This is a genomic window from Streptomyces aurantiacus JA 4570 (assembly GCF_000414115.1).
Classification (GTDB): domain Bacteria; phylum Actinomycetota; class Actinomycetes; order Streptomycetales; family Streptomycetaceae; genus Streptomyces; species Streptomyces aurantiacus_A.
This window is the reverse complement of sequence record NZ_AOPZ01000069.1, coordinates 62052-74136: the sequence shown is the minus strand read 5'-3', so window position 1 is coordinate 74136 and position 12085 is coordinate 62052. Positions and strand designations below refer to the sequence as shown.

The 12085-nt window shown below is 73.3% G+C and carries 15 protein-coding genes and 1 pseudogene; 11 read left to right on the top strand and 5 right to left on the bottom strand.

Features of this window, described 5'->3' with window-relative positions; all coding sequences use genetic code 11:
- Position 1: 1 nt before the first annotated feature.
- A complete protein-coding gene (locus tag STRAU_RS09525) occupies positions 2-1138 on the bottom strand; it encodes an LLM class flavin-dependent oxidoreductase (protein ID WP_016640063.1) in 1137 nt (378 codons plus the stop codon).
- 396 nt (positions 1139-1534) lie between these two features.
- Here STRAU_RS09525 and STRAU_RS09520 point away from each other — a divergent pair, with 396 nt between their 5' ends.
- From STRAU_RS09520 to STRAU_RS09510, 4 genes are all read left to right on the top strand, one after another.
- Positions 1535-2254: a lysophospholipid acyltransferase family protein gene (locus tag STRAU_RS09520; RefSeq protein ID WP_016640064.1), complete on the top strand. Its 720-nt coding sequence runs from the start codon at positions 1535-1537 to the stop codon at positions 2252-2254.
- A 75-nt stretch (positions 2255-2329) separates the two neighbouring features.
- On the top strand, positions 2330-2929 hold the full coding sequence (locus STRAU_RS09515) for a PadR family transcriptional regulator (RefSeq protein ID WP_203227372.1): 600 nt from the start codon (positions 2330-2332) through the stop codon (positions 2927-2929).
- Between the two features lie 131 nt (positions 2930-3060).
- Positions 3061-3186 (top strand): hypothetical protein, encoded by a 126-nt coding sequence (locus STRAU_RS43540; protein ID WP_016640061.1) that lies wholly within the window; start codon positions 3061-3063, stop codon positions 3184-3186.
- Positions 3187-3263: 77 nt separating this feature from the next.
- Positions 3264-3947 (top strand): glycerophosphodiester phosphodiesterase, encoded by a 684-nt coding sequence (locus STRAU_RS09510; protein ID WP_016640060.1) that lies wholly within the window; start codon positions 3264-3266, stop codon positions 3945-3947.
- Between the two features lie 48 nt (positions 3948-3995).
- On the opposite strand, the gene STRAU_RS09505 is transcribed toward STRAU_RS09510, so the two are convergent.
- Positions 3996-4556, bottom strand: coding sequence for a GNAT family N-acetyltransferase (locus tag STRAU_RS09505; RefSeq protein WP_016640058.1), 561 nt, complete (start codon positions 4554-4556; stop codon positions 3996-3998).
- 84 nt (positions 4557-4640) lie between these two features.
- Here STRAU_RS09505 and STRAU_RS09500 point away from each other — a divergent pair, with 84 nt between their 5' ends.
- The 5 genes and pseudogenes from STRAU_RS09500 to STRAU_RS09485 all read left to right on the top strand — a co-directional run bounded on the left by STRAU_RS09500 (position 4641) and on the right by STRAU_RS09485 (position 8354).
- Complete coding sequence (locus STRAU_RS09500; RefSeq protein ID WP_016640059.1) at positions 4641-5027, top strand: VOC family protein; 387 nt, start codon at positions 4641-4643, stop codon at positions 5025-5027.
- A gap of 122 nt (positions 5028-5149) precedes the next feature.
- On the top strand, positions 5150-5716 hold the full coding sequence (locus tag STRAU_RS09495; protein WP_016640057.1) for a DUF5134 domain-containing protein: 567 nt from the start codon (positions 5150-5152) through the stop codon (positions 5714-5716).
- 138 nt (positions 5717-5854) lie between these two features.
- A complete protein-coding gene (locus STRAU_RS09490; RefSeq protein ID WP_016640056.1) occupies positions 5855-6787 on the top strand; it encodes a M56 family metallopeptidase in 933 nt (310 codons plus the stop codon).
- A 33-nt stretch (positions 6788-6820) separates the two neighbouring features.
- Positions 6821-7477: pseudogene (locus STRAU_RS40075) on the top strand (phosphatase PAP2 family protein); the annotation flags it as partial.
- A 166-nt stretch (positions 7478-7643) separates the two neighbouring features.
- Positions 7644-8354 carry an HAD family hydrolase gene (locus tag STRAU_RS09485; protein ID WP_016640055.1) on the top strand — a complete coding sequence of 237 codons (711 nt, stop codon included), beginning with the start codon at positions 7644-7646 and terminating at the stop codon, positions 8352-8354.
- Positions 8355-8380: 26 nt separating this feature from the next.
- Here STRAU_RS09485 and STRAU_RS09480 read toward each other — a convergent pair whose 3' ends face one another.
- Positions 8381-8626: a DUF2630 family protein gene (locus STRAU_RS09480; protein WP_016640054.1), complete on the bottom strand. Its 246-nt coding sequence runs from the start codon at positions 8624-8626 to the stop codon at positions 8381-8383.
- A 228-nt stretch (positions 8627-8854) separates the two neighbouring features.
- Here STRAU_RS09480 and STRAU_RS09475 point away from each other — a divergent pair, with 228 nt between their 5' ends.
- Positions 8855-9472, top strand: coding sequence for a TetR/AcrR family transcriptional regulator (locus tag STRAU_RS09475; protein ID WP_037658394.1), 618 nt, complete (start codon positions 8855-8857; stop codon positions 9470-9472).
- Positions 9473-9584: 112 nt separating this feature from the next.
- Complete coding sequence (locus STRAU_RS09470) at positions 9585-10202, top strand: hypothetical protein (RefSeq protein ID WP_016640052.1); 618 nt, start codon at positions 9585-9587, stop codon at positions 10200-10202.
- A gap of 27 nt (positions 10203-10229) precedes the next feature.
- Here STRAU_RS09470 and STRAU_RS09465 read toward each other — a convergent pair whose 3' ends face one another.
- Entirely contained in the window at positions 10230-11198 is a 969-nt protein-coding gene (locus STRAU_RS09465) for a threo-3-hydroxy-L-aspartate ammonia-lyase (protein ID WP_016640051.1), read from the bottom strand.
- Complete coding sequence (locus STRAU_RS09460; protein WP_016640050.1) at positions 11195-11932, bottom strand: helix-turn-helix transcriptional regulator; 738 nt, start codon at positions 11930-11932, stop codon at positions 11195-11197. The genes STRAU_RS09465 and STRAU_RS09460 overlap by 4 nt, the downstream gene beginning before the upstream one ends.
- Positions 11933-12085: the final 153 nt, after the last annotated feature.

The window sequence follows — 12085 nt, the reverse complement described above, 5'->3', positions numbered from 1 at the left end:
CTCAGGCCGCCTCCCTGCCCCGCGGGCGGAAGTGCGGGATGACCTTCTCGCCCCACTGCCGCAGCGTCTCCAGGCACGCCTCCTGCGGCACCGTGCCCATCTGGACGAGGCACATGACCTCGTCGGCCCCTGCGGCCCGCAGCCGCTCGGCGTAGGCGATGGCGTCGTCCGCCGTGCCGTACGCGTGGTCGGCGTGGAACACCGCCGTGGACGCCGGGCGCACCGGGATGTCCTGCTCGCTCAAACGCGCCACCACCTGCTCGGCGGCGGTGCGCAGCTCGGCCGCCTCGTCCGCGCCCTCGACCACCGCTTCGTCGGGCAGACCGGCACCGCCGTACCAGTGCGCGATGGACTGCGCGAAGAACCGCTGGCCGCGCAGGCCCACGCGCCGCGCGGCCTCCCGGTCGTCGAGGACGATGGTCGGGCACAGCACGGAGAAGTGGTCGTTGACGACGCTGGAGACGAAGCGGTCCGGCGTCCGCGCGGCGATGGCCTCGTCGTACGCCCGCCGCATCCCGGCGATCGACTCGGGCCCGGCGAAGCCCATCACCAGGGCGCCGACGCCCAGTTGCGCTGCCTGCGTCAGCGTCTCGGTCCTGCTGCACGCCAGGAACAGCGGCGGGTGCGGGGCCTGGGCGGGGCGCGGCAGGATCGGGTGCGGGCCGATGTCGAGCAGCTCGCCGTGGTGTTCCAGCTCGTCCCGCTCCCAGGCTCTGCCGACGATGCGCAGGGCCTCCTCGACCTCCTGCGCCGTACGGTCCCGGTCGACACCGCACAGCGAGGTCTCCTGCGCCGTGCCGCCGCGCCCCGCCCCCAGGTCCAGCCGGCCGCCGGAGAGCAGGTCGAGCATCGCGGCCCGCTCGGCGACCCGCGCCCGGTGGTTGAACCGGAACGGCATGCAGACGACGCCGTGCCCGACGCGGATGGTGCGGGTGCGCGCGGCCACCCAGGTGAGGAAGACCTCCGGCGCGCTCATGTGCGCGTACCACTTCAGGGAGTGGTGCTCGACCGCCCAGACACGGTCGAACCCCATCTCCTCGGCCAGGACGGCCTGTTCGACGCAGTCGTGGATGAGCTGATGCTCGCGGTCCACCGTGGGGTCGGCGAGCTGGGCCTCGAAGATGACGGAGAACTGCATGTTGCCTCCAGGAAGTTGAACAGGGGGCGGTACCTCCGGGACGTTCAGGTTGTTTCAAACAGTCATGTGACTAGCCGTCAGATCTTGAAGAGGCAAGAGGTGTGCGGAGGCGCGACGCACGGGGTACAGGAACAGCCACCGCGAAGTGCCCCCACACCGGCGGATCACGCCAGGCGCGGCGAGGGCGCCGTATACAGAACCGGCCGGGTCGCGGACAACGCCGCGCGCGAGGGCAGGACTTCACGCCCGACCGATGACCACCCCGACACAACTCCCCTCAATTCAAGCCTCCTTCTCATAGGGCGCACCCTGGCCGATTACGCGTTCTCCCTAGCGCTCCGGAAGGGCATTAGCGTTCCCCGACGCGGGGGGCCGTCAAGGAGGGGACTCACAGGCATGTTCTACCGCTTGTTCAAGTGCGTCGTGCTGGTCCCGCTGCTGCGGTGGCTGTTCCGGCCGCGCATCGAGGGGCTCCAGCATGTGCCGGACACGGGCGCGGCGATCATCGCGGGCAACCACCAGTCGTTCTGCGACCAGTTCCTGCTGGGCGTGACGCTGCGGCGACGCATCCGCTTCCTCGCCAAGGCCGAGTACTTCACCGGCAAAGGGCTCCGGGGGCGCCTGGCAGCGGCGTTCTTCCGGGGCATCGGCGCCATCCCCGTGGACCGGTCGGGCAACGGGGCCGGTCAGGCCGGGGTCGAGTCGGGCCTGGCGGTCCTGGACGGGGGCGGTCTGCTCGGGATCTTCCCGGAGGGGACGCGTTCGCACGACGGCCGGCTCTACAAGGGCAAGGTGGGCGTCGCGGCGATGGCGCTGCGCTCGGGCGCGCCCGTGATCCCGTGCGCGATGATCGGCACGTTCGAGGCGCAGCCCGCGGGGCGCAGGGTACCGAGCCTGGTGCCGATCACGCTGCGCTTCGGCAAGCCGCTGGACTTCTCCCGCTACGCGGACATGCGGGACCAGCGCGCCGCGCTGCGGGCCGTCACCGACGAGATCATGTACGCGATCCTGACGCTGTCCGGCCAGGAGTACGTGGACCAGTACGCCATGGACGCGAAGGCGGAGGCACGGACGAAGGCACTCTCGGAGCGCGCGACGGCCCCGCAGACGCGGTGACCCGGCGGCGGCGTCCGCAGCCGCCCGCGGGCGGAGTCTTGCGCGTACACCGGCCCGTTCACTTCAATGCGGCACATGGCAGCCCCGCTCCCCGTCCCGTCGCCCGAGCCCGCACCGCTGCCGCCGACCGCGTGGGCCGTGCTCGGGCTGCTGTCCTTCCCGGGTGAGCGGACCGGGTACGAGCTGAAGAAGTGGGCCAGTTCCTCGCTGCGCCACTTCTACTGGTCCCCCGCCATCAGCCAGATCTACGCCGAGCTGCGCCGCCTGGAGACCCTGGGCTACGCCACTTCGCGCCGCTCGGGCCCGGAGGAACCGCGTACGCGACGGGCGTACGCCATCACCGACACGGGCCGGACGGCGCTCGCGGCCTGGGCGGCGGGCGGCCACGACGCGGGCCCGCCGGTGCTCAAGCATCCGCTGCTGCTTCGGGTCTGGCTCGGCCACCTCACCGAACCGGCCCGGCTGCGGGCCCTGGTGGCCGAGCACATCGCGCACACCAGGGGCGAGTTGGCCGAGGTCGCCGCCGCGCTCGAGCACGCGGAGGGCGTCGAGGCATGGGCCCATCCGCAGATCGCGCTGCGCTGGAGCGCCCGGCACCTGGAGGCGGAGCTGGAGCTGGCCGAGGCGCTGCTCGCGGATCTGGCGCGGCTGGACGCCCGCCCGGAGGAGCCGTAGGAGGCGGGCGCGGGCCCTGGTCAACACCAGGACGACGCGCCCACCCACGGGTGAGACCACTCGCGATCACGGGCTCCGCGGCGGTAGGACGGGCCGGGTCAGCCCGCTCCGCCGAGAGAGGCCGCGAACCCGTGAGCACCCGTGCCGTACTTGTCGCCGCCCTCATCACCGGACTCGTCCTGGGCATCGTCGGCACCAGATCGGACGACTCCATTCCGTCGCGCAGGGACGGTCCCATCGCGGAGGCGGGCGATTAGGCTGCGACCTTGCCGCGTGGGTCCTGAGCCGCCGAACCGCGCGGAGCCGAGCCGCCGTCGACGGAAGCGAGTGAACCTTGAACTTCCTCACCATCGGTCATCGCGGTGTCATGGGTGTCGAACCCGAGAACACCCTGCGTTCGTTCGTCGCCGCCCAGGCCGCGGGCCTGGACATCATCGAACTCGACCTGCACCTCAGCAAGGACGGCGCCCTCGTCGTCATGCACGACGCCGATGTCGGCCGCACCACCGACGGCCGGGGACCCATCGCCGAGAAGACGCTGGCCGAGCTGCGCGAACTCGACGCGGGCAAGGGCGAGCGCATCCCCGTCTTCGAAGAGGTCGTGGACGCCGTGAAGGCGCCGCTGCAGGCCGAGATCAAGGATGTGGCGGCCGCCCGGGCGCTCGCCGAGGTGATGATCGCGCGTGACCTGACCGGCCGGGTGGAGGTCCTCTCCTTCCACGACGAGGCGATCGCGGAGATCGCCCGCCTGGTGCCGGGCGTACGCACCGCGCTCGTCGCCAGCCGCTACGGCACGGACGTCGTGCAGCGCGCCACCGCCGTGGGCGCCACCACCCTCGTACTGAGCATCCGGCGCCTGACGCTGGAGATCGTGGAGCACGCGCGCAAGGCCGACCTGCGGATCATCGGCTGGGTCGTGAACACCCAGGACGATCTGCGCCTGGTGCGCGCGCTGCAGTTGGACGGCGCGACGACGGACTACCCGGAGATCAAGCGCACGGGCCGCTTCACCGCCTGAGGCCCCGCGTCGCCGCCGACCGAGATGCCGTGCCCGGGCATGCGCCGGTCAGGCGGTCCCGATCTCCTTGACCAGGAGCTCGAACTGCAGGTCGTCGCGCTGCGGAATGCCGAAGCGCTCGTCGCCGTACGGGAAGGGGGTCATCTTTCCCGTACGGCGGTAGCCGCGCCGCTCGTACCAGGCGATGAGTTCCTCACGTACGGAGATCACGGTCATGTGCATCTCGCGCACGCCCCACGCCTCGTGCGCGGTCCGCTCCGCCTCCGTCATGATGACCTTGCCGAGGCCCGCGCCCTGGAGCGCCGGGCTGACGGCGAACATCCCGAAGTAGGCGTGCTCGCCCCGGTGTTCCAGCTGGCAGCAGGCGACCACGGCCCCCTCCCGCTCGACGGCGAGCAGCTTGCTCGCGGGCGACGCGATGACCGCCACGACGCCTTCGGGGTCGGTCCGCTGCCCCTCGAGGATGTCCGCCTCGGTGGTCCACCCGGCACGGCTGTCGTCACCGCGGTACGCCGACTCGATGAGCGCGACGAGCGCGTCGACGTCGGCCTCGGTGGCGTCCCGGAAGGTCAGGTCGCCGTGGGTGCTGGGGCGCGGGGCGGTGTGCATGGGCGCGGGTCTCCGATCTCCGGGGCTGCGACGGGTGCGGCGGGCGCACCCGCCGAGGGTAACCCGGCACTAAGGTGCGGCCGCATGGTGCACGTACTGAGCAGCAGAATCCTCCTCCGCCCCACGGACCCCGAGCGTTCCCGCGCGTTCTACGGCCGCGATCTGGGTCTGGCCGTGTACCGCGAGTTCGGCACGGGCCCCGAACGCGGCACCGTCTACTTCCTCGGCGGCGGCTTCCTGGAGGTCTCCGGCCGCGCCGAGGCGCCGCCGTCCCCCGCGGTGCGGCTGTGGCTCCAGGTCGCGGACGTGGCGGCCGCCCACGAGGAACTGGCGGGCCGGGGCGTCGAGATCCTGCGTCCGCCGGTCAAGGAGCCGTGGGGCCTGGTCGAGATGTGGATCGCGGACCCGGACGGCACCCGCATCGCGGTGGTGGAGGTACCGGCGGACCATCCGCTGCGGTATCGCCCCTGAGGCGCCGGGCACCGCCCCGCACCTCCGGTACGCGCCTGCCGTACCTCTGTGCGCTCCCGTACGCCGCCCCGCCGCCGGGCATCGACCCGTCGACGGTGTGGCGTCGGTCGAGGAGGTGCTCGGTGCACGGACCGGGGTCGGCGAGTTGGCTGCTGGTGGCGCTCTGCGCGGGGAGCGGGGCGTACTGCCTGCTGCGGATGCGCAGCGGGGTCGAGGAGCAGCGGCGTACGGCGGGGGGCGAGGCGCTGATGGGGTTCGGGATGGCGGTGATGGCCCTGCCTGCCGCGGTGCTCGACCCGCCGCGCGGCGCGTGGCTGGGGTACGCGGCGGTGTTCGCCGCGGCCGGGTTGCGGGTGGCCTGGGCGGCGCGGCGCGGGCAGCGTCATCTGCACCATGTCGTGGGCGCGCTGGCCATGGTGTACATGTCGGTGGCGATGGTCGCGGCGCCGGGCGGGCACGGGGCGCACGGCGGTGCGGGGGTGCCGGTGGTGACGGGGGTGCTGTTGCTGTACTTCGCCGGGCACGTGCTGCTGTCGGGCGCGCGGCTTGCGCCGGTGGGCGCGGTGGCGGGCGCGGGCGACGTCGCGTCCGTGAACGGAGTCGCGGGGTGGGCCGACCGGCCGGAGCTGGCGCTGGTGTGCCGGCTCTCGATGAGCATGGGGATGCTGGCGATGCTGCTCGCGCTGTGACGCCCGGGGCACCGGTGAACCCCGGAGACGCCGGGAGACGCCGAGAGGTCCCGGATGCCCACGGAATCCGTCGTGGCGTACATCACTTGCGGCGGCTGCCCATATCGCCGCGTGACGCGCCCCTCATAGGGTTGACCCATGATGGTCCCCGTCGCGCTGATGCTGCTGGGCGCGCTGACCGCCGTCGTCGCCCCCAGGATGCTCGCGAGGGCCGACTGGGTGGAGCGCGAACCGGTGGTCGCGCTGTGGGCCTGGCAGTGCGTGGTGGCCGGAGTCCTGCTGTGCTGCGCGCTGTCGATGACGTTCAGCGCGGCGTCCGCCTGGCAGGCGGTGCGCGGACACCTCTTCGCGCCCGCGCCCCGCGACGTCGTGGAGGCGTACGCTCTCGGCCCCACCCCGTGGGCCACCGTGACGGCGGTGGCGCTCGCGTGCGGCGGCGCCTGGACCGCCGCGATGCTCACCCGCGAGATCGCCCGCGCCCGTACCAGGCGCGCCAAGCGCCGCGCCGAACTCGTCGTACGGGCACCGCTGTTGCCCGGTGAGGAGCCCGGCGCCGACCGGCTCGTCGTCCTGGAGGGCGAGCGGCCCGACGCCTGGTGGCTGCCCGGCGCCGCACCCCAACTGGTCATCACCACCGCTGCGTTGCGCCGCCTGAAGGGACGTCAGCTCGATGCGGTGCTCGCCCACGAGCAGGGCCACGCGCAGGCCCGGCACGACTGGCTGCTGCACTGCTCGGGCGCGCTCGCCGCGGGTTTCCCGCAGGTCCCGGTGTTCGCCGCGTTCCGCGCCGAGATGCACCGGCTCGTGGAGCTGGCCGCCGACGACGTGGCCTCGCGCCGCTTCGGGCGGCTCACCATCGCGCTCGCCCTCGTGGAACTCAACGAGCACCGGGGCGTGTTCGGGCCCTGCCCGAGCACGCACGCGCATGTCCCGCAGCGCGTGCACCGGCTCCTGTCGGCCCGCCCGCGGCTCACCGCCGGGCGCCGGCTGCGGCTGACGGCGGCCGCGGCGCTCGTGCCGGTGGTGCCGCTGCTCATCGCGTTCGTACCGGCACTCCGCGCGCTCGGTTAGGTGCCGTCGCCCTCCATCGGTCAGGATCACCGCATGGATTCCGCACCGCCCCGAGCAACCCCCCGCACTCCCGGCTCCGCGCGTACTGCCCTCTTCCTCGCCGTCCCGACCGTGCTGCTGATCGTCCTCGTCGCCGCCGAGTGGCGACCGCTGCTCGATGTGGACGGCGACCTCGCACGGACCACGCACCGCTGGGCGGTGGCACACGCGGATCTGACGCAGACCGCCCGCATCCTGACGGACTGGGTGTGGGACCCGTGGACGATGCGGGCGCTGTGCACCGTCGTCGTGCTGTGGCTGGTGGCCCGGCGCGCGTGGTGGCTCGCGGGCTGGCTCGCGGCCACGTGTCTGGTGGGCACGCTGGTGCAGCAGGGGCTCAAGGCCGCGGTGGGGCGGGAGCGGCCGGCGTGGCCGGACCCGGTGGACTCCGCGCACTACGCGGCGTTCCCTTCGGGGCACGCGATGACGGCGGCCGTGGTGTGCGGGCTGCTGCTGTGGCTGCTGCGGGTGTACGGCGTGGGGGGCCTGGCGTGGCGGGCAGGGCTCGCCGTGGCCGCGGTGTCCGTGCTCGGCGTGGGCTTCACCCGGGTGTGGCTCGGGGTGCACTGGTCGTCGGACGTCGTCGGGGGCTGGCTGCTTGGCGCGCTGACGGTGGCACTGGCCGTGGCGGCGTACGAGCGTTTCGTGCCCGAGGAGCAGCGGCCGGGTGGCTCCGGCGGCGGAGAGCAGCGGCGGGGCGACTCCGGCGGAGCCCGGCGACTCCGGCGGAGCCCGCGAGCCACGTCCGGGCGACTCGGCCCGTCGCCGACCCGGGCCTTCTTGACCCCCGCTCGCCCGGTCCCGGAGGATCGCACGCATGGCGATCAAGGGCGTGCTCTTCGATTTCTCCGGGACGCTGTTCCGCGTCGAGTCCACCGCTTCCTGGCTGCGCGGCACGCTCGCCGCGAGCGGGCTCACCCTGCCGGCGGACGAGGCGGCGCGGCTCGCGGACGCGCTGGACCGTGCGGGTGCGCTGCCGGGCGGCTCACCGACGGTCGACGTGCCGGACCATCTCACCGAACTGTGGGGGCAGCGCGACGAGAGCGCGGAACTCCACCGGGCGGCCTACACGGGTCTCGCCCGTACGGTGCCGCTGCCCGAACCGCGGCTCTACGACGCGCTGTACGAGCGCCACAAGGCTCCTGAGGCGTGGCGGCCGTACGACGACGCGCCGGAGGTGCTGCGGGAGCTGCGGGTGCTCGGCGTACGCGTGGGGGTCGTCAGCAACATCGGCTGGGACCTGCGGCCGGTCTTCCGCTTCCACGGCCTGGACCCTTATGTCGACGTGTACGCCCTGTCGTACGAGCACGCCGTGCAGAAGCCGGACGCACGGCTCTTCGCGCACGCCTGTGACGGGCTCGGGGTCGCGCCGCAGGACACGCTGATGGTGGGCGACGACCGGCGGGCGGACGGGGGCGCGGCGGCGTTGGGCTGCGCGGTGCACTTCGTGGACCATCTGCCGGTGGAGCGGCGGCCCGAGGCTCTGCGGGCCGTGCTGGGGCTCGTCGGCGGTGCGGGGGCGCCCTGAGCGTCCGGGGCACCGCCCTGAGGACCTCAGGACTGATAGCCCTCGACCTGTGCCGCCGGCCGTGCCCTCACCGTGTCGGGGTCGCCGCCGAACTCGGCCTTCGCGCGCCGCCTGCGCAGCAGGTCCCAGCACTGGTCGAGTTCGCGTTCCAGGACGCCGAGGCGGGCCCGTTCCGTCGCCTCGTCGATCGCTCCGGACGCGAGCGATTCCCGCAGGGTCTTCTCGGCGTCGACCATCTCACTGATCCGCGCCAGAATCTGCTGTTGGTCCATGTCCAAGCGCCTCCTCGGCCCCCGGCCCACTCTAGGGCGTGTCCGGTGGGTCGGCGCGGCGTCGCGTCCACGGCCGCCCCAGGGCGTGTCCGACCCATCGGACACGCCCAAGGGCAGGCAACACTCCCCCGCGGTGTTGCCTGCCCGAGGCGGCACCGGCCCATGACGGCCAGGGCCGGGACACCCTGAGTATATTGGCTCTGAGCCAGTCAACGCAGGAGTTACAGGATGTCCCCGCGTAGCCCATCGGTCAATGAAGAGTTGCGCCGACGTTCCCGCGAGCGGCTGCTGCAGGCGACGGTGGACCTGGTGGGCGAGCGCGGTTACGAGGCGACGACGCTCGCGGACATCGCCGACCGGGCGGGCTCCGCCCGCGGCCTCGTGTCGTACTACTTCCCGGGAAAGCGCCAGCTCCTGCAGTCGGCGGTGCACCGCCTGATGCACATGACGCTGCAGGCCGCGCTGGAGCGGGAGCCGCGCACGGAGGACGGCGAAGAGCTGCTCGCCCGCGCCATCGACGCGATCCTGGGCCTGGCGCGCGACCGGCCCGTGCTGATGCGCACGCACATGGCGGGCATCCTGCAGGCCGAGGGGTTCGTGCAGTGCCCGGAGCAGCAGCGGCTGGCCTTCCTGCTGCGCGAGTCGGTGGCCCGGCACGGGTCGCCGGAGGCCGAGACGGACTACCGGATGCTGCGCGCCCTGCTGATGGGCGCGGTCTTCGCGCTGCTCATCCCGGGCGCGCCGATGCCGTTCGACGTGCTGCGGGCCGAGCTCTTCCAGCGGTACGACCTGGACTGGAAGCTCGGCGTCCCGCCGAGCGCGGAGCCGCCCGAAGGGCCGTTCTAGAGAGAGCGTCCGTTCTGGAAACTGGAAAGGGGTGCGGGTGAACCGCGTACGGACGATTCAGGAGCCACGACCAGGGGTGGGGCCGGGAGACGGTTCCGGGTCGGAGCCCGGGGTGCCCGACCTTGTCTGGTACGCCGCCTACGGCTCCAACACGCTCCTGGGCCGCCTCATGCACTACATCGCGGGCGGGCGGCCGCCCGGCGCGGCGCGGGGCTGCCCGGGCTGCCGGGACCGGCGTCCGCCGCGGGCCTCGGTTCCCCTGGAGCTCCAGGGGCTGGTGTACTTCGCGACCGAGTCCGCGCTCTGGTCGGGCGGCCGGGCGTTCTACGACCCCGAGGCGCGGGGGCGGGTGTACACGCGCGCCCATCTGGTGACGGCCGAGCAGTTCGGCGACATCGCGGCGCAGGAGATGTACGGCGAGCCCGGGGCCGTCCCCGATCTGGGGCCGGCGCTGCGGCACGGCCGGGCCCGGATCGGGGACGGGCGCTACGAGACGCTGGTGTGCCCGGGGACGCTCGACGGCCTTCCGGTGCTCACCTTCACCGCGCCGTGGGCGTGGGAGGACGTCGACCTCAACGCCCCGTCCGGCGGCTATCTGCGCCAGCTGGCGACCGGGCTCCTGGAGACGGCGGCGTGGGACGAGGCCGCCGTGAGCGCCTACCTCGCGGCGTGCCCGGGTGCCGCGGGGACGTGGACGGCCGAGCGCGTGGCGGGGCTGCTGCGGGGCTGAGCCGCCGTCGCGTCGCCCCGGAAGCGGTCAGCCGCCGCAGAGTTCCGCGAACCTCCGGGCGTCGACGTTGCCGCCCGAGAGGATGATGCCGACGCGCGGCAGGACCCGGTCCACGCGTCCGCTCAGCGCGGCCGCCAGGGCCGTGGCGCCGCTGGGCTCGACGACGGTCTTCAGGCGTTCGAAGGCGAACCGCATCGCGTCCCGGATGTCGTCGTCGGAGACGAGGGCGATGTCGTCGACGAGCCGCCGGTTGACGGAGAACGTCAACTCGCCCGGGATCTCGGCGGCTTGGCCGTCGGCGATGGTGCGCGGCACGGGGATCGTCACCCGGTGCCCGGCCGCCAGCGACCGCTTGGTGTCGTCACCCGCCTCCGGCTCGACGCCGACGACGCGGATGTCACCGTTCAGGCCCTTCGCGGCGGTGGCACTGCCCGCGATCAGTCCGCCGCCGCCGACCGGTACGAGCAGCAGGCCCAACTCGCCGACCTCTTCTATGAGTTCGAGAGCGGCCGTGCCCTGGCCCGCGATGACGTGCGGGTGCTCGTACGGCGGGATCAGGGCGAGGCCGCGCTCGTCGGCGAGGGCCTTGCCGATGGCTTCGCGGTCGCCGGTGTAGCGGTCGTACGTGACGATCTCGGCGCCGTAGCCCTCGGCGGCCGCGCGCTTGGAGTGCGGGGTGTCCTCGGGCATGACGATGACGGCGCTGCTGCCCAGCTCGCGGGCGGCGAGGGCGACGGCCTGGGCGTGGTTGCCGGAGGAGAACGACGCGATGCCCTTGGCCAGTTGCCCGGGTGAGAGCCGGGAGACGGCGTTGTAGGCGCCGCGGAACTTGAAGGCACCGATGCGCTGGAGGTTCTCGCACTTCAGGAAGACCTCCGCGCCCACCCGGGCGTCCAGGGTGCGCGAGCGCAGCACGGGCGTGCGGTGGGCCACGCCCTTCAGCCGGGCGGCGGCGTCGCGGACGTCGTCGAGGGTGACCGGGGGTGTGCTCGTCATGCGGATGCTCCCTGTGAGGTGTCGGGCCCGCCCGCCGGGTCGTCCTGGGCGCGGGCTCTGGCGAGGTAGTTGTAGGCGGAGGCGCGGGAGATGCCGAGGCGGGCCGCCACCTGCGGGACCGCGCGCCGGACCGCGAAGACGCCGCGCTCGTCGAGCCCGCGGAACAGCTCGACGCGTTCGGCGCGGTCGAGCTCGCCCCAGGGGCGGCTGCGCTCGAGCTGGTAGGCGTCGACGACGGAACGCACCACGGCGTCGATGACGTCGGCGGAGTCGCCGAAGGTGGTCGTCGGCACCTCCGCCGGAGCCGTCACCCCGGCGAGTTCACCGATCAGCGAGCCGACCTGCTGCACGGCGGTGATGTCGAGGTTCACGCACAGCGCCCCGAACACCGCGCCGCCGCTGTCGCGCAGCAGCATCGTGGACGACTTGACCAGCTTGCCGTCCTGCGTACGGGTCAGATAGTTCAGCTCGTCGGCGGCCTCGTCGCCGCGCGCGAGCATGCCCATCCCGATCTCGCTCATCGCGCCGCCGACGCCGCGTCCCGTGACGGCCCCGGCGATCGACACGACGGACCGCTCCGGCCGCCGGTAGTCGTGCACGACCACCTCGCACAGCGAGCCGAAGGTGGCGGCGATGCCGTCGGCGACGGGCCCCAGCGCGGCGAGGATCGCGTCACGCTCGGCATCGCGCCGCGCGTCCCGGCCGCCGTCCGTCTGCCCGTCCTCGGCGCTCATGTCGGTCCTCGTACTCCCACTCGGCCCTGCGGTGCGGGTGCTCTGGACACAACGTACACGCCTTGGACGAAAAATCCAGCCCCGGAGAGTTCACTGAGCGCGGCCGCCGACGCCGCAAGGGCCCCCGTTCCTCCGGGTGGGAGGAGCGGGGGC

What these genes read in the sequence shown, in the direction of transcription:
- STRAU_RS09460 (WP_016640050.1), bottom strand. Translation starts at nt 11,932, where the DNA reads ATGAGCGCCGAGGACGGGCAGACGGACGGCGGCCGGGACGCGCGGCGC.
- STRAU_RS09520 (WP_016640064.1), top strand. Translation starts at nt 1,535, where the DNA reads ATGTTCTACCGCTTGTTCAAGTGCGTCGTGCTGGTCCCGCTGCTGCGG.
- STRAU_RS09500 (WP_016640059.1), top strand. Translation starts at nt 4,641, where the DNA reads ATGGTGCACGTACTGAGCAGCAGAATCCTCCTCCGCCCCACGGACCCC.
- STRAU_RS09465 (WP_016640051.1), bottom strand. Translation starts at nt 11,198, where the DNA reads ATGACGAGCACACCCCCGGTCACCCTCGACGACGTCCGCGACGCCGCC.
- STRAU_RS09525 (WP_016640063.1), bottom strand. Translation starts at nt 1,138, where the DNA reads ATGCAGTTCTCCGTCATCTTCGAGGCCCAGCTCGCCGACCCCACGGTG.
- STRAU_RS09480 (WP_016640054.1), bottom strand. Translation starts at nt 8,626, where the DNA reads ATGGACCAACAGCAGATTCTGGCGCGGATCAGTGAGATGGTCGACGCC.
- STRAU_RS09505 (WP_016640058.1), bottom strand. Translation starts at nt 4,556, where the DNA reads ATGCACACCGCCCCGCGCCCCAGCACCCACGGCGACCTGACCTTCCGG.
- STRAU_RS09485 (WP_016640055.1), top strand. Translation starts at nt 7,644, where the DNA reads ATGGCGATCAAGGGCGTGCTCTTCGATTTCTCCGGGACGCTGTTCCGC.
- STRAU_RS09475 (WP_037658394.1), top strand. Translation starts at nt 8,855, where the DNA reads ATGTCCCCGCGTAGCCCATCGGTCAATGAAGAGTTGCGCCGACGTTCC.
- STRAU_RS09490 (WP_016640056.1), top strand. Translation starts at nt 5,855, where the DNA reads ATGATGGTCCCCGTCGCGCTGATGCTGCTGGGCGCGCTGACCGCCGTC.
- STRAU_RS09515 (WP_203227372.1), top strand. Translation starts at nt 2,330, where the DNA reads ATGGCAGCCCCGCTCCCCGTCCCGTCGCCCGAGCCCGCACCGCTGCCG.